Source organism: Sphingomonas sp. H160509, assembly GCF_024124765.2.
GTDB lineage: Bacteria > Pseudomonadota > Alphaproteobacteria > Sphingomonadales > Sphingomonadaceae > Sphingomonas.
This window is the reverse complement of the sequence record NZ_JAMXSR020000002.1, coordinates 1671380-1690093: the sequence shown is the minus strand read 5'-3', so window position 1 is coordinate 1690093 and position 18714 is coordinate 1671380. Positions and strand designations below refer to the sequence as shown.

At 65.3% G+C, this 18714-nt stretch carries 15 protein-coding genes and 5 pseudogenes; 8 read left to right on the top strand and 12 right to left on the bottom strand.

Annotated elements, in window-relative coordinates; all coding sequences use genetic code 11:
• Positions 1–242: 242 nt before the first annotated feature.
• The gene (locus NHF48_RS09885) at positions 243–986 is read left to right on the top strand and encodes a hypothetical protein (RefSeq protein WP_253071009.1); all 744 of its coding nucleotides are present in this window, start codon (positions 243–245) and stop codon (positions 984–986) included.
• A 264-nt stretch (positions 987–1250) separates the two neighbouring features.
• Here the strand turns inward: NHF48_RS09885 and NHF48_RS09880 are convergent, their stop codons facing one another.
• The 6 genes from NHF48_RS09880 to NHF48_RS09860 all read right to left on the bottom strand — a co-directional run bounded on the left by NHF48_RS09880 (position 1251) and on the right by NHF48_RS09860 (position 5271).
• The gene (locus tag NHF48_RS09880) at positions 1251–1712 is read right to left on the bottom strand and encodes a MaoC family dehydratase (protein ID WP_253071008.1); all 462 of its coding nucleotides are present in this window, start codon (positions 1710–1712) and stop codon (positions 1251–1253) included.
• Positions 1713–1723: 11 nt separating this feature from the next.
• Entirely contained in the window at positions 1724–2512 is a 789-nt protein-coding gene (locus NHF48_RS25935) for an alkaline phosphatase family protein (protein ID WP_446741143.1), read from the bottom strand.
• 11 nt (positions 2513–2523) lie between these two features.
• Entirely contained in the window at positions 2524–3036 is a 513-nt protein-coding gene (locus NHF48_RS25930; RefSeq protein WP_446741142.1) for an alkaline phosphatase family protein, read from the bottom strand.
• Between the two features lie 180 nt (positions 3037–3216).
• Positions 3217–4239, bottom strand: coding sequence for a hypothetical protein (locus tag NHF48_RS09870; protein ID WP_253071007.1), 1023 nt, complete (start codon positions 4237–4239; stop codon positions 3217–3219).
• Positions 4167–4793, bottom strand: a complete 627-nt coding sequence (locus NHF48_RS09865) for a hypothetical protein (RefSeq protein WP_253071006.1) — start codon at positions 4791–4793, stop codon at positions 4167–4169. The genes NHF48_RS09870 and NHF48_RS09865 overlap by 73 nt, the downstream gene beginning before the upstream one ends.
• 124 nt (positions 4794–4917) lie before the next feature.
• Positions 4918–5271 carry a hypothetical protein gene (locus NHF48_RS09860; RefSeq protein ID WP_253071005.1) on the bottom strand — a complete coding sequence of 118 codons (354 nt, stop codon included), beginning with the start codon at positions 5269–5271 and terminating at the stop codon, positions 4918–4920.
• 124 nt (positions 5272–5395) lie between these two features.
• On the opposite strand from NHF48_RS09860, the gene NHF48_RS09855 reads away from it, so the two are divergent.
• The 3 genes from NHF48_RS09855 to NHF48_RS25925 all read left to right on the top strand — a co-directional run bounded on the left by NHF48_RS09855 (position 5396) and on the right by NHF48_RS25925 (position 6565).
• Positions 5396–5635 carry a hypothetical protein gene (locus NHF48_RS09855; RefSeq protein ID WP_253071004.1) on the top strand — a complete coding sequence of 80 codons (240 nt, stop codon included), beginning with the start codon at positions 5396–5398 and terminating at the stop codon, positions 5633–5635.
• Between the two features lie 68 nt (positions 5636–5703).
• A complete protein-coding gene (locus NHF48_RS09850) occupies positions 5704–6054 on the top strand; it encodes a hypothetical protein (protein ID WP_253071003.1) in 351 nt (116 codons plus the stop codon).
• Positions 6055–6388: 334 nt separating this feature from the next.
• Positions 6389–6565 carry an excalibur calcium-binding domain-containing protein gene (locus tag NHF48_RS25925; RefSeq protein WP_446741209.1) on the top strand — a complete coding sequence of 59 codons (177 nt, stop codon included), beginning with the start codon at positions 6389–6391 and terminating at the stop codon, positions 6563–6565.
• 19 nt (positions 6566–6584) lie between these two features.
• Here NHF48_RS25925 and ychF read toward each other — a convergent pair whose 3' ends face one another.
• Positions 6585–7682, bottom strand: coding sequence for a redox-regulated ATPase YchF (ychF, locus tag NHF48_RS09840; protein WP_056047251.1), 1098 nt, complete (start codon positions 7680–7682; stop codon positions 6585–6587).
• Positions 7683–8010: 328 nt separating this feature from the next.
• Between ychF and NHF48_RS09835 the strand changes: the two genes are divergently transcribed.
• Entirely contained in the window at positions 8011–9075 is a 1065-nt protein-coding gene (locus NHF48_RS09835; protein ID WP_107961504.1) for an NAD(P)-dependent alcohol dehydrogenase, read from the top strand.
• Positions 9076–9307: 232 nt separating this feature from the next.
• Here the strand turns inward: NHF48_RS09835 and NHF48_RS09830 are convergent.
• From NHF48_RS09830 to NHF48_RS09810, 5 genes and pseudogenes are all read right to left on the bottom strand, one after another.
• Positions 9308–9914: pseudogene (locus NHF48_RS09830) on the bottom strand (TIGR02466 family protein).
• Positions 9911–10481 (bottom strand): annotated as a pseudogene (gene pth, locus NHF48_RS09825) (aminoacyl-tRNA hydrolase). Before pth ends, NHF48_RS09830 begins: the two co-directional pseudogenes overlap by 4 nt.
• Positions 10482–10673: 192 nt before the next feature.
• Complete coding sequence (locus NHF48_RS09820) at positions 10674–11372, bottom strand: 50S ribosomal protein L25/general stress protein Ctc (RefSeq protein ID WP_253071002.1); 699 nt, start codon at positions 11370–11372, stop codon at positions 10674–10676.
• Between the two features lie 271 nt (positions 11373–11643).
• Positions 11644–11928 carry a TraB/GumN family protein gene (locus tag NHF48_RS09815; protein WP_253071001.1) on the bottom strand — a complete coding sequence of 95 codons (285 nt, stop codon included), beginning with the start codon at positions 11926–11928 and terminating at the stop codon, positions 11644–11646.
• Positions 11921–12598 (bottom strand): TraB/GumN family protein, encoded by a 678-nt coding sequence (locus NHF48_RS09810; RefSeq protein ID WP_263816831.1) that lies wholly within the window; start codon positions 12596–12598, stop codon positions 11921–11923. Before NHF48_RS09810 ends, NHF48_RS09815 begins: the two co-directional genes overlap by 8 nt.
• Positions 12599–12699: 101 nt before the next feature.
• Here NHF48_RS09810 and NHF48_RS09805 point away from each other — a divergent pair.
• The 3 pseudogenes from NHF48_RS09805 to ppdK all read left to right on the top strand — a co-directional run bounded on the left by NHF48_RS09805 (position 12700) and on the right by ppdK (position 18699).
• Positions 12700–13540: pseudogene (locus NHF48_RS09805) on the top strand (glycine--tRNA ligase subunit alpha).
• Between the two features lie 155 nt (positions 13541–13695).
• A pseudogene (gene glyS, locus NHF48_RS09800) lies at positions 13696–15942 on the top strand (glycine--tRNA ligase subunit beta).
• A gap of 91 nt (positions 15943–16033) precedes the next feature.
• Positions 16034–18699 (top strand): annotated as a pseudogene (gene ppdK / locus NHF48_RS09795) (pyruvate, phosphate dikinase).
• The last annotated feature ends 15 nt before the right edge of the window (positions 18700–18714 follow it).

Genomic DNA, 18714 nt, shown 5'->3' with positions numbered 1-18714 from the left:
ATAGTATCATAACTGTTCCCCCCGCGGACGCGGGGGCCCAGCTAAATACCGTAGTGCACCGCTACCCTGGACCCCCGCGTTCGCGAGGGAACAGCAAAGGGAGAGCGCCTCGCCCGCGCAGGCGCTCCACTCGCCACCCCCAAACCCGTCAGACCCCATTCATGGAACTTGCGACATACCGACTCCGTTATGCGATGAATGGCGGCGCGTTGTGTCCGCTCTCCACGTATGGGAGAACTTCCATGTTTATGAAGCGCTTCGGCATTATCGGCCTAGCCCTGGGTCTCGGACTAGGCGTCGCAGGCTGCACTGATGGTTACGGCTATGGCGGCGCGGGCGTCGGCTATGCCAGCGATCCCTATTACGGTGGTGGCTACGGCGACGGCTATTATGGCGCAGGCTACGGCGGCGGCTATGATGGCTTCGCAGGCTATGGCGGCCTGAACTCCTACTACGGCTGGAGCGGCGATTATTATTATCCCGGCTCGGGCGTGTACGTCTACGACCGCTACCGTCGCCCGCACCGCTGGAACGGCAACCAGCAGCGCTATTGGCAGGGCCGCCAGCAGTATCGGGGCAACCACAACGACGGCGGTCGCGGCAACTGGGGCGGATTCGGCAACCGCGGCAATGGCGGCCGAGACGGCGGCTGGCGTGGCAACCGTCCGGGCTACCAGGGTAATCCGGGTACACCCGGTCAGGGCCAGTTCGGCAACGGCCGTCCCGGGCGAGGTCCCGGCCAAGGTTGGGGTCGCGGCCGTGGTCCCGATCGCGGCCAGTTCGGTCAACCCGGCCAGCCCGCACAGCCCGGCCAGGTCACCAACCCGCAGCAGCCCCAGGCTCAAGGCGGCTTCCGCGGCAATCGCGGCGACGGCGCATTCCGAGGCAATCGCGGCGGCGGCGGCCAGCGTTTCGGCGGCGGACAGCGCTTCGGTGGCGGACGTCAGGGCGGTGGCAACCGCGGCGGCGGTCGTCCGGCGCAGTAACTCGAGCAGATTGGTTCACGCGAAGGCGCACAGAGAAAGATTGGTTTTCACGCGGAGACGCGGAGACGCGGAGAGTAGTTCAGGAACAGCGCGGTCCACTCATCGCGACAGTGAAGCCCACGACGAAGCTCTGCCATCCTAAATCTCTCCGCGCCTCCGCGTCTCCGCGTGAACAAATCTTCTCTTAGCGCCTTCGCGCCTTCGCGTGAAAAACACCAACGTCAGACGAAGAGCCGGATTACGTGAGGGGCGATCGACCGCCAATCAACCGGTCGGCGTGCCAGCAGGGCGGGTAGCCACTAACCCATTAGACACGAACGTCATCACCATCACGTCGTCCTGATTGAACACCCGCATCCGGCTCTTGAAGATCCCCATCTCCGGCCGACTCGCCGAAACCCGCTTCTCCAGAATCTCGGTCTCGCACCGCAAGGTGTCCCCCGGATACACCGGCTTCACCCACTTCAAATCGTCGATCCCCGGCGACCCGAGCCCCGCCTGCTGGTTCTCCTTCAGGTTCGCGACCACCATCGACATCACCATCGCGCACGTGTGCCAGCCGCTCGCCGACAACCGCCCGAAGTGCGTCTGCGCGGCCGCCTCGTCGGACAGATGAAACGGCTGCGGATCGTATTTCGCGGCGAAGTCCATCACCTCCTCGCGCGTGACCGCGTAGGAACCGAACGACGCGGTCCGACCGACCTCGATATCCTCGAAATACTGCACAACCTCTCCTCTTATCGTTGCAGTACCTTCTGGAAGGGTGCGTCGGTGCCGTCCAGCCCCGCTTCGGCCGGCAACCCGATCAGGTCGCGCAGCAAAGGCTCGATCGCAACGTTGTCGAAGCTCGCAATCGTCTTGCCGCGCGCAAACGCCGGCCCGTTGGCGATGAACAGCGCGCGCATCTCCGGCGCCATGTTGTCGTACCCATGCATCCCGCCGACCGAAGCCTTGGTCGGCGCACTCGGATCGACCCGCCAGCCGACATCGGCGAGGCACAGATAGCTCGGCACCCGCGGGTTGCGCCCGTAATGGAACCGCGCCGGGATCTCCCCCTTCCGCCAGCATTGCAGCTGATCGTGCGGCTTCAGCAACCGCGCCTCCAGTGCCGCCTCATGCCCCGGCACCGCGAACAGAGTCGCGTACGGCCCCGTCTCGACGGTGCGATAATCCGCCTTATCTGCGATCGTATCCAGCGCCACGACTCGCGTACTGTTCGTCGCCGCCATGCCGTGGTCGGCGACGATCACCAGGTTCGCCCGCTGCCCCAGCGCGGCAAGCCCATCGACCAGCATGCCGATGCTAGCGTCGACATCCGCCACCGCCTGGGTCACGCCAGCGCTGTCCGGCCCCCCAGCATGACCCGCACTGTCGACCTTATCGAAATACAGAGTCACCAGCTTCGGCCGGATCGCCGCAGGCCGCCGCATCCAGTCGAGCACCGCGTTGACGCGCTGTGTCCCCGAAACCTGCTGGTTGAATTGCTGCCAGTCCTCCGGCCGCGTACCCCCCGTCGATCGCGCCATGGCTGTCGGGCTTAACCTTGCCGCCCACCGCGACGTTCGCGCCCGGCCAGAACATCGTCGCTGTCCGGATCCCCCGCCTTCTCCGCGTCGACCCAGATCGGCGAGCTCTCGCTCCACCAGAATGGATCGTCCGTCGCCATCGTGAACGTCTCGCCCGGCCGCGCGGGATCCTCCATCTTGTTGCCGACGATCCCGCTGCGATCGGGCCGAAGCCCCGTCACCAGCGTCCAGTGATTGGGAAAGGTGATGCTCGGAAACGACGGCCGCATGCTCGCGAACACCCCGCCGGCGCGCAGCCGGTTGAGATTGGGTGTCACGCCACGATCGAGATAATCCGGCCGAAAGCCGTCGATCGACACGAGAATCGTGACCGGCGCCCGAGCCTCGCCCGGCATCGCAGCCGCCGCCGTCGTGGTCGGAGCAGGTGCAGTAATCGGCGCAAGGGCAGGGGGTGTATACGGATACGCACACCCAGTGAGTGCCAGCCCAAGTGCAGAACCGAGGAGAGCCAGCGCGTTCTTCATCATAACCGTTCGTCCCGAGCAAGTGGCGACTTCGCGCGGTCCTTACTCGGCACGAACGACGAGAGAAAGCGATCCGTGCGAGGCGAACTTATCCTCGCTTGTTTCCCCGCGAAGGCGGGGACCCAGACTGGGCTCCCGCCTTCGCGGGAGAACAACAGGTGCCGTCCGATGTTATGCAGCCTACAACCCCACCGCCAGCTTGCTGAACAACGTCCAGCTCACCGGCGTCTTCCCATACGCCGCCTCCAGCGCCGCCGGCTTGGCATACGCCGCCACCGTCCCGCCGAGCGCCAACCCAAGTGGCCCGACGATCGGCACCCGGTACGCGTACCCGACCTCCGCCTTCGTCACCCGGAACTTGGTATCGTGCAAAGGATCGCCCTCGTCGGGAAACAGCTCGTCGTTCGCCACGTTCTCGAGCCTGCCGAACACCGCATGCCGCGGCGTCAGCTCATACGTAGCCTCCGCCAGGAACGCGCTCAGCTTCTCCCCCGGCACGCGGTCCTTGAGGCTGTACGCGAACGTCGTCGCCAGCCCGCCCCGCGCATATTGCACGCTGGCCGTCGAGCGATTCTCGTCCTCGCCCGGATGCTGCGCCTCAGGCTCCTTCAGCCGTCCATGGCTCACCTGCACCGCCCAGAACGGCGACGGCGTCCACGTCCCCCGCACGCTCCACGAATCGAGCCGCGGCGTCTCGATATTCCAGCGATGCTCGTCCGGCTCGCGCCCCTTGAACGCCGACGCCTCCAGCTGGAACGCGGGCGTCGCATACCCCGCCGTCACCACGCCGTAGGTGATGTGCGTCGAATCGAACCAGTGATGCGTGATCGGCGACATCGGCTGATACCGCGCCGACCCCCGGTGCATGAACGCGCTCGGCCCCAGCGCCGGCTCGCCCACCGGCCCGCCATACAGGAACACGGTATTCCCGTTCCCCAGCCGGTAATCGACCTTCGCGGCAAGCTCCATGAACAGGTCGTGCGGATGCTGCCGATCGACCAGCGGCCGGTCGTTCGCCAACTCCCCGGTCGCGAACAAGTTCGTATAGCCCCGCGCACCCATCAGCGGCTCGAGGCTGTTCATCGTCCGCAGCTGGATATGAAACCGGTCGCCCAGATCGCGATCCGCCATCAGCATCGCCATCGACTGCACGAACGCCTCGGTCTTGCCGCGCGGGCCCCCTGGTCGGTCGCGACGCCCCACGCATAGCCATGCGCCATCAGCATCCACTCGCCGACCTGCGCCATATACCCGCGCATCGGCCCCTCGGCCGCCGGCAACCGCGACGTCCCGCTGCCCTGGCTATAGAACCCGGCCGACGTCCCCATCGCCATCCCCGCCATCGCCGAGCCCGCCGGCATCTTCGCCAACGCCGCATCGGACGCCGCGCGATAAGTGGGGTCGACGATCATCGCGTGCCCCATCGCGCTATGGTCCATCGCCATCCCAGGCATCGCCGAGTGATCCATCTGTGCATGATCCATGCCGGGCATAGCCTCGGGCATCGCAGACGGTGTGGCCGAAGTCGGAGGAGCGACCGGAGCAGGGTGGCCCATCGCCGAATGGTCCATCGTCGAATGATCGACAGCATTCCCCGGCTGCAACGTGTGAGCCGACGGAGCAGCCGAACGCACACCCGAACGCTTAACCACCGGCCGCGACTTGGCCTTCTTCACCGTCTTCCTGGGAACTGCATCCGGCATCGTCATGCCCGGCATGGACATGGCATGTTGCGCCACCGCGCCAACTGGCAGCACCGCCCCCCTCGACACCGCCCGCAAGCAGCATCGCCCTCACGGCCCCAGCCGCGAGAAACCTCGATCGAGTCATCACTATATCCTTGGAAAAGCCTGAAAATCACGGTGCCTCGGCACTCGACGATCAAGCCTCTCGCGGAGGCCGCAAAACCGGCGCGACGCCAGCTCCAAGATCCAGCACCGCCACCCGCTCGGTCACCATAACCGGATCCCGCAACGCCACGCCGAGCACCCGGGCGGCATTCCAGTTCGAAGGCGGCACGCACCCGATGCACCCATGCAGCGGCGTAGCCTTCCGATCGGGCGCCTCGTGATCCGGCCGATGGCCCGATATCGCCTCATGCGTCCCGCCCATCGCCGCCATGTCCATGACGACGGCAGACCCCCGCGAAGCAGACGCGTCATGACACGCCGCCGGCGCCACCGCAGGAAGCGCAAACGCTGCAAGGAGCAAAGCCAGGATCAGGCGCGCGATCATGCCGCCGGTCTAACTCCGCGCACGACCCGCGACAACCTCGCAGTCTTTCGTAGAATCCGGCAACGCCGCAGCCGCGCCAAATCGCCGACTTGCCCGAAAGCCGCGAAAGGTTCAGCCTCGGCCCATGAAGACCCCAACGCACCCCGACCGAACGGAAACCCGCCAAGCCCCCGCCGCCAAAGTCTCGATTCGGGTCGGCAAGCGCACGACGTTCGACGCCTCGGTAACGACCGTCGGCCTGCTATCGGTCGGCGCCCTCGTATCCAGCATCCTCCTGTCCAGCGCCGTCATAGTCGCCGCGGCAGGTCGCAAAGCCGCAAGACGACCATTGGCATTGCCTGATCTTACCAAGAGCAACGGCTAACGGCTGATAGTGGACGGTTGATGGATGTGCTTGGATACCTGATGGACAGATCGAGATCCGCGACAACTATGCTTACCATGTTGGCGGTTATGTCGCTTCTCAGTGGTTGCAACCGGCCCATTTCCGATGCCAACAAACTTGAGGCGATTCGAGCCGGGGCTCAGGCGCTGATGAAAAAATACCCGGCGGAACGACCAAAAAACTGGAGAAAAATCTCGAAGGGAAAATGGCCCGCGGCTATCGCCGACCTCTACCCTGAAGATGTAACGGTCCACACCTGGGGCGTGGATATCACGACCAAAGCATATTTCGATGGTGGCTATGGCTACGATGTGCCGGTCAGCAAAGCGAACCTTCCGATGTCCGCAGCTTGCTACTCGGAACCAAGCCGCGGTGTGTTCTGGCATGGTCCGTGCTGAACCGGGGCTAATCTGCCGCAATGGAAATCGTGTAATCTACTGTCTCGGCAGTTGAGGCAGCAACCATCGATAAATATTCGTCAACCAGTACGCCCGTATGGTGGCGTATGGAGCGTTCCTTTATCGCGGTCACGGCGATCGCCTCGACATTGATGTTTGCCGGTGTCTGGAAAGCCACTGAGCCGCAGCCGATTCCTGCCCCGGCTATCGTCGATACCAAGGCGGTCCCCGATATGGTGATTGCCGCGCCGCCGGTGGTGCGGCGGCACGCCGTCGCGCCTGCACGACGCGTAGCAGACGCCGAGCCCTACAACGTCGTTCGACCGGCTTTTGGATCATCGCCACCGGCCCGCCCCTTCAACCAGCTCCCAGTCGGAAAGCTCGGTATTCTACCGCGGGTGCCGCGAAGTGCGGGCGGCGGGGGGCCGCACCGCTACATCGTGGCCAGCCAGGCTATCGTGCCGGCATGGACGGCGATGGCGACGGGATAGCCTGCGAAAACTATCGCTGACCCGCCGCCGCCAAATTCGTCAGCTATGCAGGAAGTGCATCACGTCGCCGTCGTGCACGACGTACGCCTTGCCTTCCGCGCGCAGCTTGCCCGCCTCGCGCGCCTTCGACTCGCCACCCAGCGCGATGAAGTCGTCGAACGCGATCGTCTCGGCGCGGATGAAGCCCTTTTCGAAATCGCCATGGATCTCGCCGGCCGCCTGTGGTGCGGTCGCGCCCTCGTGGACGGTCCAGGCGCGCGCTTCCTTCGGGCCGACCGTGAAGAACGTCAGCAGGTGCAGCAGCTTGTACCCGGCGGTGATGACGCGCGCGAGGCCGGTCTCCTCCAGCCCCAGTTCGCCCAGGAACTCGCCGCGATCCTCGGCGGGCATCGTCGCGATTTCCGCCTCGATCGCCGCCGACACCACGACCGCCTCGGCGCCCTCGGCCTTGGCCTTCTCGAACACCCGCGCCGACAGCGCATTGCCGTTCGCCGCATCGCCCTCGTCGACGTTGCACACGTACAGGACAGGCTTCGCGGTCAGCAACTGCGCCTGCGCGAACACGCGCGCCTCGTCCTCGTCCTTCGGCACGGTCAGCCGCGCGGGCTTGCCTTCGCGGAGCAGTTCGAGCGCCTGGCCGAGCACGGCGGCGCCGATCTTGGCTTCCTTGTCGCCCTGCATGCCCTTCTTGGCGAGGTTCGGCACGCGCTTCTCGAGGCTTTCGAGATCGCTCAGCATCAGCTCGGTGTCGACCGTCTCGGCGTCGGCGATCGGATCGACCTTGTTGTCGACATGCGTCACGTCGCCGTCCTCGAAACAGCGCAGCACGTGGACGATCGCGTCGACCTCGCGGATGTTGCCGAGGAACTGGTTGCCGAGCCCTTCGCCCTTCGACGCGCCGCGCACGAGGCCGGCGATGTCGACGAAGCCGAGCTGGGTCTCGATGATCTTCTGCGATCCGGCAATCTTGGCGAGCGCGTCGAGCCGCTTGTCGGGCACGCCGACGTTACCGACGTTCGGCTCGATCGTGCAGAACGGATAGTTCGCCGCCTGCGCCGCGGCCGTCTCGGTCAGCGCGTTGAAGAGAGTGGACTTGCCGACGTTCGGCAGCCCCACGATGCCGCAGCGAAAACCCATGATATGCCCTTGGTATAAGAATGTGCGGGCGCTTTAGGGCAGGGCGGTGCGGAAGGCCAGCAAGGACGCCATTCCCTTGATCCTCCCCCGCAAGGGGAGGTGACAGGCACTTGCCTGACGGAGGGGGAGGCCAGCGCAACCGATGTCGCGTGTTCCTCCCCCCTCCGTCGCTGCGCGCCACCTCCCCCTGGCGGGGGAGGATCAGCGAGAGCAGCCCTGATCGACCCACTCGATTGCCGCAGTGCAGCAAAATAATCATACCGGTCGGTAGTTATCATATGGGCGACGCTTATATCCCGACTCCAGCTTGAGATAGATCAGGAACTACATGACCACGACCGCCAACGGCTACGCCGCGCAATCCCCCGAAACCCCACTCGCACCGTTCTCGTTCGAGCGCCGCGAGCCCGGCAAGACCGACGTCGCGATCGACATCGCGTTCTGCGGCGTCTGTCATTCCGACCTCCACACCGCCAAGGGCGAGTGGGAAGGCACGCTTTACCCCTGCGTCCCCGGCCACGAGATCGTCGGCCACGTCACCGCCGTCGGCAGCGACGTCACCAAGTTCAAGGTCGGCGACGTCGTAGGTGTCGGCTGCATGGTCGACAGCTGCGGCGAATGCCCGTCGTGCAAGGACGGCGAGGAGCAATATTGCGAGACGACCGGCTTCGTCGGCACCTATAACGGCCCCGATCCCGTGCTCGGCGGCCACACCTTCGGCGGCTATTCGGACAAGATCGTCGTCGACGAAGGCTTCGTGCTGAAGGTCTCGCATCCCGAGGCTGACCTCGCTGCGGTCGCGCCGTTGCTCTGCGCCGGCATCACGACGTACTCGCCGCTCAAGCACTGGAAGGTCGGCCCCGGCCAGAAGGTCGGCATCGTCGGTCTCGGCGGTCTCGGCCACATGGGCGTCAAGATCGCCAATGCGATGGGTGCCGAGGTCTATGTCTTCTCGACCTCGCCGAACAAGCGCGACGATGCCAAGCGTCTCGGCGCGAAGGACCTGATCGTCTCGAAGGACGAGGCCGCGATGGCCGAACACGCCAACAGCTTCGACTTCATCCTGAACACCGTCGCGGCGAGCCACAACCTCGACACGTTCACCGCGTTGCTCAAGCGCGACGGCACGATGACGCTGGTCGGTGTCCCCGAGCATGCGCATCCGTCGCCCTCGGTCGGCAACCTGATCTTCAAACGCCGCGCGATCGCCGGCTCGCTGATCGGCGGCATCGCCGAGACGCAGGAGATGCTCGATTTCTGCAACGAGCACGGGCTGGTGTCGGACATCGAGATGATCCGCATGGACGAGATCGAACCCTCGTATCAGCGCATGGTGAAGAGCGATGTGAAATACCGCTTCGTCATCGACATGGCGTCGATGAAGACGGCGTAATTTGGCAGGGGGGCGGTGCCAGCTGAGTGTGCCGCCCCAAACTCCCTCCCCCTGAAGGGGAGGGGGTAAGAAGTGCCGAACGCTTCCCCAAACACTACCACCCCGGCGCAGGCCGGGGCCCAGGTGGGAAGGCCAGTGTCATGAAGGGCAGTCCTTCGTTAGCGACGTTTCCCAACTGGGCCCCGGCCTCCGCCGGGGTGGGGCCATCTACCGCACCGGACTGCGCTCTACCTCACCACCGATAGTTAAAACTGATACTGATCCGCTCGCCCTTGGCGGCATTCGGCACGACCTCATGCCGCAACCAGCTCTCCCACAGAAAAACACTCCCCCGGCTTAGGCTCGGCATAAACGAACGTCCGCAGATCCTCCGCCGCATCCTCCAGCCGCGTCGGCGCCGCCATCATCATCGGCAGCCGCGGATCCTCCAGCTTCAGCGCGCCGGCCCCTTCCGGAATCGCCACGTACATCGTCCCCGACACGACGCTATGCGGATGGATATGCCCCGAATGCGCGCCCCCAGGCTTCAGTACGTTCACCCAAAGGCTATCCAGCTTCAACTTCCGCCCGCCCAGATCGAACGCACAGTCCTTCGCGAACTGCGCGACATGCTTGTTTAGCAACCGCACCAGATCCCCGAACCGCGGATCGCGCAGCGGCAGGTCGTTCAGCGACGCATACGACGTATACCCGCGATACCCATGCGCCTTCGACCAGGCGACACCCGCGCGATCGGCCTTCGCCAGTTCGAGCGCGGCATCCTCGAGTTCCTCGACCAGATCGGCGTCGCCGAGATCGGCCTCGTAGAACCGCGTGGCAAACAAAGAGCGGGTGGTCATGGCTGCATCCTCAACGCGACATCGTTCATGAAGCGGACGTCGTCACCTTCCGCCAGCCACTTGGCCTCCGCCGCGACTGCGCCGAGCATGTCGCTCAACGGCTCGATCTCGGCCTTCGCATAATTGCCGAGCACATAGCTGGTCACGCGATCCTTGTGCCCCGGATGCCCGATCCCCAGCCGCACGCGCCGAAACTCCGGCCCCAGATGCTGGTCGGTCGAGCGCAGCCCGTTATGCCCCGCAGTCCCGCCGCCGGTCTTCACCTTCACGCGGAACGGCGCGATGTCGAGTTCGTCGTGGAACACCGTCAGCGCCTCGACGTCGAGCTTGTAGAAGCGCAACGCCTCGCCGATCGCGCGCCCGCTCTCGTTCATGAAGGTCGCGGGCTTCAGCAGCAGGATTCGCTCGGAGCCGATCCGCCCCCTCCTGGGTCCAGCCCTGGAACTGCTTCTTCACCGCGCCGAAGCCGTGCACCTCGGCGATCGCGTCGGCGACCATGAACCCGACATTGTGCCGGTGCATCGCATATTGCGCCCCCGGATTGCCGAGTCCCGCCCAGATCTGCATCTCAATTCCCAGTCATAAACATGTCCGTCACCCCGGCGGAGGCCGGGGCCCACCGTTCCGCACGCTCAGCTCTGTCGAGTTTGCGGACGGGTGGATGCCGGAACAAGCCCGGCATGACGGTAGTACGAAAACGGGCGGGAAAGCCCTAGCTTTCCCGCCCGCCAGATCATCCTAAGACGAAGGGCTGAACCCTCAGTCCTTCTTCTGCGGCGTGATCTTGTCGTCGTCGTTGTCATCGTCGTTAGGCTCAACGACCGGCTCTTCGTCCGAAGCAGCCTCGGCAGCCTGTGCTTCGGCGACTTCAGCCTCGAGCTCTTCGTCCTCGACGGTCGGCACGGTCGGCGGCACGATCGTGGCGATCGCGAAGTCGCGGTCGTCGATCGCGGGCGTCGCGCCCTTGGGCAGCTTCACGTCGCTGATGTGGATCGAATCACCGATCTCCAGACCGGCGAGCGAAATCACGATCTCGCTCGGGATGTCCGAAGCGTCGACGACCAGCTCGATCTCGTGGCGCGTGATGTTGAGGACGCCCTTGCCCTTCTTGATGCCCGGTGCGTCGTCCTCGTCGGTGAACGCGATCGGCACCGCGACGGTGACGGTCGAATGCTCGCCGATGCGCAGGAAGTCGACGTGGATCGGGCGATCCGAAACCGGGTGGAACGACACGTCCTTCGGCAGCGTGCGCACGCCGTTGACCATCACGACGGAATTCATGAAGTGGCCGGTCATCAGCGCCTTCATCAGCGCCTTTTCCTCGAGGTGAACCGAGGTTGGTTCCTGGTTCAGGCCGTAGATCACGGCAGGCACGCGGCCATCACGACGCAGCGCCCGGGAGGCTCCCTTGCCAACCCGGTCACGCGTCTCGGCTGCGAGCGTCAACTGGTCGCTCATCTGTATTCTCCGAAACTCGTTTGTTGTCCTTCCCGCCCACGCCTCCAGGGATGACCATGGACCGGAAGCGCGGGCGCATAGCGGAAGTGGGGGATTTAATCAACTAAACCTGAACCCTCGCCCCCCGGGGAGAGGGAGGGGCCCGCGTGCGCTTGCACGTGGGAGGGTGAGGGGCGGTGAGGCTCGGCGCGATTATCCCAACTCCCCCTCACCCTTCCGTCGCAAGGGCTCCTCCCCCTCCTCTCCCCGAGGGGGAGAGGGACTCGGCGCCTCAATACTTGACCCGCTCGGCCTTCACCCCAAGCTTAGCCAACTGTGCCTGCACACTATCCTTACCCGCGAGGTGCCCAGCACCGACCGCGACGAACACAGTCCCCGGCGTCCCGAGTCGAGTCTTCACCCACTCCGCCCACCGCGCATTGCGGTCCACCAGCAACACCTTCGCTACCTCGGGCGAGTCCTTCAAACTATCGTTCATCTCGCGCGCCAAAGCCTCAGGATCCCCCTTCGCCCACTCGTCCACCATAGTCGCCATCGTGCTCTCGAGCTTAGGCAACTCGTCGATCGTGCTCCCCAGAAACTGGATCTGCGCCGTCTGCGACAGCCCCCCCGAAATACCCCAGCTGCTGCTCCGCCGTCTCAAGCCCGATCACCGGCTTCCCCGCAGCCTTCGCCGCCGCGGTAATCACCTGCTCCGGCCCGTTCGCCGAGTCGTACCCAAGCTTCGACAGCGGAGCGATCGACAGGTTGGTCGCCGCCAGCCAAGGCTTGAACCGATCGAACGCATTCGCCGGCAAGCCAAGGTCGGTCACCGCCTTCGCATACGCCGCACGCTTGTCCGCGGGCAGTTGCTCGGTCAGCGTCGGGCCGTCCTTCGACACGCCGGTCGCCATTACCAGCGACTGCATCTTCGCAGGGTCCGGCATCACCAGTTCCAGCACCACCTGGTTCGAGCGATCGAACGCGGTCTTCACCGCCTCGTCGAACCACGTCATGCCGGGCTTCAACACATGGATCGTCCCGAACAGGTAGATCGTCGTGTCCTTGTCCTTCACCACCCATAAGGCCGGATCGGCATCGTTCGCGGCTTGCACAGGCTTCGGCGCGACCTGCGCACAGGCGGGCAAAGCGAACGCCATGGCGATGGCGGACAGCGCGGATCGGAACGAAACGATCTTCGAAAACAGCTTCAAGGTGACGGCATCCTTATCGTTGGTGCAGCCCATGTAGGACGCCGCAGCTTAACGCACCACTTGCCTCCCGCACCCCCATCCGCCAAAGCCCGCGCGTGACCCAATCCGTGACAAAGCCTCTTAGCTTCCAGCGCATGATCCTCACGCTCCACGATTACTGGAGCGAACACGGATGCCTGATCCTGCAGCCCTACGACATGGAAATGGGCGCGGGCACCTTCCACACCGCCACGACGCTCCGCGCGCTCGGGCCGAAGCCGTGGAACGCCGCGTTCGTGCAGCCCCTGCCGCCGCCCGACCGACGGTCGCTACGGCGAGAACCCCAACCGGCTCCAGCATTACTACCAGTATCAGGTCATCCTGAAGCCGAGCCCCGCCAACCTCCAGGAACTCTACCTCGGCAGCCTCGCGGCGATCGGCATCGACATGCTGAAGCACGACATCCGCTTCGTCGAGGACGACTGGGAAAGCCCCACGCTCGGCGCCTGGGGTCTCGGCTGGGAGGTCTGGTGCGACGGCATGGAGGTGACGCAGTTCACCTATTTCCAGCAGATGGGCGGCTTCGACATGAAGCCCGTCGCCGGCGAACTCACCTACGGGTTGGAGCGCCTCGCGATGTACATCCAGGACAAGGACTCGGTCTACGACCTGGCGTTCAACGACGCCGGCGTGACCTACGGCGACGTCTTCCTGGAGAACGAGCAGGAGATGTCGAAGTGGAACTTCGAGATCGCCGACACGGACTCGCTCTTCGACCAGTTCCGCAAGCACGTCGCCGAATGCGAGAACAGCCTGTCCGCCAAACTCCCGATCCCGGCCTACGAGCAGGCGATCAAAGCCAGCCACATCTTCAACCTGTTGCAAGCCCGCGGCGTAATCTCCGTAGCCGAACGCCAAGCCTATATGGGCCGCGTCCGAGACCTCGCGAAAGGCGCCTGCGCCGCCTGGATGGACAAGCACGGATGGGCGGCATGATGCGCGCTATCGCCATTCCTCCCCCGGAACGGGGAGGGGGACCATGCGCAGCATGGTGGAGGGGGCGTGCCACATACGCTCCGTTCGCGGCCTGCCCCCTCCACCGTCCTTTGGACGGTCCCCCCTCCCCGTGCCGGGGAGGATTTGAGAGTCCCATGACCGACTTCCTCCTAGAACTCCGCTCCGAAGAAATTCCCGCCCGGATGCAGTCCAAGGCGCGTGAAGACCTCGCCAGGCTGTTCACCGCCGAGCTCGCCAAGGCCGGCATCGCCACCAGCGACATCGTCACCTACGCGACACCGCGCCGCCTGACGCTGATCGCGCGCGACCTGCCGCTGGAGACCGCCGCCGTCTCCGAGGAAACCAAGGGTCCCAAGACCTCCGCCCCCCGCAGGCGCTCGAAGGCTTCCTCCGCAAGACCGGCCTCACGCGCGAGCAACTCGTCGACCGCAACGGCACGCTGTTCGCAGTCACCGAAAAGCCCGGCCGCGCCACCGCCGCCGTGCTCGCAGAGGCGATCCCCGCGATCGTCCGCGCGTTCCCGTGGCCGAAGTCGATGCGCTGGGGCGACGCCTCCGCCAGCACCGAGTCGCTCCGCTGGGTCCGCCCGCTGCAAGGCATCGTCGCGTTGCTCGGCGAAGAGATCGTGCCGTTCGAGATCGCCGGGATCGCCAGCGGCGCCGCGACGCTCGGCCACCGCTTTCACCACCCGTACCAGATCACGATCGGCGGCGCGCACGACTATGTCGAGAAGCTGCGCGCCTGCCACGTCATCGTCGACCACGACGAACGCGCCACGCTGATCCGCGACCACGCCCGCGAAGCCGCGATGCAGGCCGGTCTCGAACTGATCGAGGACGAGGGCCTCGTCGCGGAGAATGCCGGGCTGACGGAATGGCCGATTCCCCTGCTAGGCCAGTTCGACTCCGCGTTTCTCGACGTACCGCCCGAGGTGATCCAGCTCACGGCACGCGTGAACCAGAAATATTTCGTCTGCCGCAGCGCCGACGGAAAACTGGCGAACGCATTCGTCTGTACCGCTAACATCGCCGCGCACGACGGCGGCGCGAAGATCGTCGAGGGCAACCGCAAGGTGCTCGCCGCGCGCCTGTCGGACGCGAAGTTCTTCTACGACACCGACTTGAAGGTCCCGCTCGAAGAGCAGGCGGACAAGCTGTCGAAGATCGTCTTCCACGAAAAGCTCGGCACGGTAGCCGACAAGGTCGACCGCGTCGCGAAGCTCGCCCGCTGGCTGGTAGAAGAGGGCATCGTCACTTCTGCTCCCTCTCCCCCCCGGGGAGAGGGCCGGGGTGAGGGGCTGCCAAGCAGCGCCACCCCCGGAACAGCCCCCTCACCCCAACCCTCTCCCCCGCAGGGGGAGAGGGAGCAGTTGGCCGACCTCGCAGACCGCGCAGCCCGCCTCGCAAAGGCAGACCTCGTCACCGGCATGGTCGGCGAGTTCCCCGAACTGCAAGGCCTGATGGGCGGCTACTACGCCGCCGCGCAGGGCGAGCACCCCGCAGTCGCCACCGCCATCCGCGACCACTACAAGCCGGTCGGCCAAGGCGACGACGTCCCCACCGACCCGGTAACGGTGGCCGTAAGCTTGGCGGACAAACTGGATACGTTGATCGAATTCTTTTGCCGTCGACATGGCCCCGACTGGTTCCAAAGACCCATTTGCGTTGCGTCGAGCGGCTCTCGGCGTCATCGCAACTCTGATCGAAGCGAAAATACGTTTGCCGCTTTCGGCAGCATTTCGAGCGTCGCGAACAGTTATGGGGACTATCGAGCGGACAACCGCACGGCAGAACCTGATTACGTTCTTCGCCGACCGCCTGAAAGTCCAGCAACGCGAAGCCGGCGTCCGGCACGACCTGATCGACGCGGTGTTCGCGCTCGGCGGCGAGGACGATCTCGTCCGCCTGCTTGCGCGCGTCCATGCGCTCCAGGCGTTCGTGACCACCGAGGACGGCGCGAACCTGCTCGCCGGCTACAAGCGCGCCGCCAATATTTTGAAGAAGGAAGCGCCTTCTGCTCCCTCTCCCCTCCGGGGGAGAGGGTAGGGGTGAGGGGCTGCCAAGCAGTGCAGCGCCCGGAACAGCCCCTCTCCCCGGGGGAGAGCGAGAAGGTGCTGTCCTACACCCCCCGAACCGGCAGAGACTGCGCTGATGACCGCGCTCGACTCCGCCGAACCCCGCGCAACGGCCGCGATCGAACGCGAAGACTTCGCCGCCGCCATGGCCGCACTCGCGTCTTTGCGCGCGCCGATCGACGCATTCTTTGATAGCGTTATCGTCAACGATTCCGACCCCGCCAAGCGATCCGCTCGTCTCGCGCTACTTGAGCGAGTCCGCGCCGCAGTGCACAACGTCGCAGATTTCTCGAAGATCGAGGGGTGATTTGAGGCGAAGTGCAGATGCTCCCAGCGTCTGCACTTTGTGCACTTCCGCGCCGTCTTGCGGGTAAAAACAAACACTTAGAGGACCGACCATGACCCAATATGTGTACCGCTTCGGCGGCGGTGTTTCGGATGGCGGCAAGGGCGACAAGAACCTGCTCGGCGGCAAGGGCGCGAACCTCGCCGAGATGGCGTCGATCGGCCTGCCGGTCCCGCCGGGCTTCACGATCTCGACCGATTTCTGCGCGGTCTATTACGACGAAGGCGGCCAGTTCCCGCAAGGCCTGCGCGACGAGGTCGCCACCGGCCTCGCGCACATCGAGGGCGTCACGGGCAAGACATTCGGCGACCCCGCCGACCCGCTGCTCGTCTCGGTCCGCTCCGGCGCCCGCGCGTCGATGCCGGGAATGATGGACACCGTCCTTAACCTCGGCCTCAACGACCAGACCGTCGAAGGCCTCGCCGCCAAGTCCGAGGATGCGCGCTTCGCCTGGGACAGCTATCGCCGCTTCATCCAGATGTACGCCGACGTCGTCCTCGAACTCGATCACGGCGCGTTCGAGGAAGCGCTGGAGATCGCCAAGGAAGACCAGGGCTTCACGCTCGACACCGAACTCTCCGCCGACGATCTCCGGAAACTCGTCGCCGAATATAAGGGTCTCGTCGAGAAGCTCTGGGGCAAGCCCTTCCCGCAGGACGTTCACGACCAGCTATGGGGCGCGGTCGGCGCGGTGTTCGGCTCGTGGCAGTCGGAGCGTGCGAAAGTCTATCGCCGCCTCAATGATATCCCCGGCGGCTGGGGCACCGCGGTCAACATCCAGGCGATGGTGTTCGGCAACATGGGCGACACCTCGGCGACCGGCGTCGCGTTCACGCGCGACCCGTCCAAGGGCGACCGCGCCTATTACGGCGAGTTCCTGATCAACGCGCAGGGCGAGGACGTCGTCGCCGGCATCCGCACGCCGCAATACCTCACCAAGACCGCGCGCGAAGACGCCGGCGCCAAGCCCGCCTCGATGGAAGAGGCGATGCCCGAGGTCTACAACCAGCTCGCCGACGTGTTCGACACGCTCGAAAACCACTATCGCGACATGCAGGACATTGAGTTCACGGTCGAGAAGACCAAGCTCTGGATGCTCCAGACGCGTGCCGGCAAGCGCACCGCCAAGGCCGCGCTCAAGATCGCGGTCGACATGGCGAACGAAGGTCTCATCACCCGCGAGGAGGCGATCCTGCGCATCGAGCCGATGGCGCTCGACCAGCTGCTCCACCCGACGCTCGATCCCAAGGCTCACCGTGATGTGCTCACCAAGGGCCTCCCCGCATCGCCGGGTGCAGCCTCGGGTGCGGTCGTGTTCGACGCCGATGCCGCCGAGAAGAAGGCCGCTGACGGCGTCGCGGTGATCCTCGTCCGGACCGAGACCTCGCCCGACGACATCCACGGCATGCACGCCGCCAAGGGCATCCTGACCGCACGCGGCGGGATGACATCGCATGCTGCAGTCGTGGCGCGCGGCATGGGACGCCCCTGCGTTTCCGGTGCCGGCACGCTTTCCATCGACGCCAAGGCGAAGATCATGCGCTGCGGCGGCCGCGAGGTGAAGGAGGGGCGACCTGCTCACCATCGACGGCACCACCGGCGAAGTGATGATCGGCGCGGTCGCGACCGTGCAGCCCGAACTGTCGGGCGATTTCGCCACGCTGATGGTCTGGGCCGACGAGGTCCGTCGTCTGAAAGTCCGCGCCAACGCCGAGACTCCCGAGGATTGCCGCGTCGCGCGCGAGTTCGGCGCCGAGGGTGTCGGCCTCTGCCGCACCGAGCATATGTTCTTCGAGAGCAGCCGCATCACCAACGTCCGCCAGATGATCCTGGCATCGGACGAGAAGGGGGCGCCGCGTCGCACTCGAAAAGCTGCTCCCCGAACAGCGCAAGGATTTCACCGAGATCCTCGAGGTCATGGCCGGCCTGCCGGTGACGATCCGCCTGCTCGATCCGCCGCTCCATGAATTCTTGCCCCACGAGGAATCCGAATTCGCCGAAGTCGCGACCGCGGCGGGCGTCGACGTCGACACCTTGAAGCGCCGCGCGGCGGAGTTGCACGAGTTCAACCCGATGCTCGGCCACCGCGGCTGCCGCCTCGGTGTGACCTATCCCGAAATCTACGAGATGCAGGCACGTGCCATCTTCGAGGCGGCGGTCGACGTCGCCGAGAAGTCCGGCGCCGCCCCGATTCCCGAAGTCATGATCCCGCTCGTAGCCACCCGCCGCGAGCTGGAACTGATGAAGGCGGTCGTCGACAAGGCTGCCCAGGCGGTGTTCGCCGAAAAGGGCCGGACGATCGAGTATCTCGTCGGCACGATGATCGAACTCCCCCGCGCAGCCCTCCGCGCCGGTGAGATCGCGGAAGTCGGCGAGTTCTTCTCGTTCGGCACCAACGACCTGACGCAAACGACGCTTGGCGTCAGCCGAGACGACGCCTCGCGCTTCCTCGGCGCCTATGTCGAGCAGGGCATCTACGCCAAGGACCCGTTCGTCAGCATCGACGTCGAAGGCGTCGGCGAACTGATCGAAATCGCCGCCGAACGTGGGCGCAAGACCCGCGCCGGCATCAAGCTCGGTATCTGCGGCGAGCACGGCGGCGACCCCGCCAGCATCGCGTTCTGCGAAAAGGTCGGCCTCGATTACGTCTCCGCCAGCCCCTACCGCGTCCCGATCGCTCGCCTCGCCGCGGCGCAGGCAGCTCTCAACGAGAAGTGACGTGAAACCCCTCTC

What these genes read in the sequence shown, in the direction of transcription:
- ychF (WP_056047251.1), bottom strand. Translation starts at nt 7,682, where the DNA reads ATGGGTTTTCGCTGCGGCATCGTGGGGCTGCCGAACGTCGGCAAGTCC.
- NHF48_RS09810 (WP_263816831.1), bottom strand. Translation starts at nt 12,598, where the DNA reads ATGGGCTGCACCAACGATAAGGATGCCGTCACCTTGAAGCTGTTTTCG.
- NHF48_RS09820 (WP_253071002.1), bottom strand. Translation starts at nt 11,372, where the DNA reads ATGAGCGACCAGTTGACGCTCGCAGCCGAGACGCGTGACCGGGTTGGC.
- NHF48_RS09850 (WP_253071003.1), top strand. Translation starts at nt 5,704, where the DNA reads ATGCTTACCATGTTGGCGGTTATGTCGCTTCTCAGTGGTTGCAACCGG.
- NHF48_RS09885 (WP_253071009.1), top strand. Translation starts at nt 243, where the DNA reads ATGTTTATGAAGCGCTTCGGCATTATCGGCCTAGCCCTGGGTCTCGGA.
- NHF48_RS09855 (WP_253071004.1), top strand. Translation starts at nt 5,396, where the DNA reads ATGAAGACCCCAACGCACCCCGACCGAACGGAAACCCGCCAAGCCCCC.
- NHF48_RS09835 (WP_107961504.1), top strand. Translation starts at nt 8,011, where the DNA reads ATGACCACGACCGCCAACGGCTACGCCGCGCAATCCCCCGAAACCCCA.
- NHF48_RS09860 (WP_253071005.1), bottom strand. Translation starts at nt 5,271, where the DNA reads ATGATCGCGCGCCTGATCCTGGCTTTGCTCCTTGCAGCGTTTGCGCTT.
- NHF48_RS25930 (WP_446741142.1), bottom strand. Translation starts at nt 3,036, where the DNA reads ATGAAGAACGCGCTGGCTCTCCTCGGTTCTGCACTTGGGCTGGCACTC.
- NHF48_RS25935 (WP_446741143.1), bottom strand. Translation starts at nt 2,512, where the DNA reads ATGGCGCGATCGACGGGGGGTACGCGGCCGGAGGACTGGCAGCAATTC.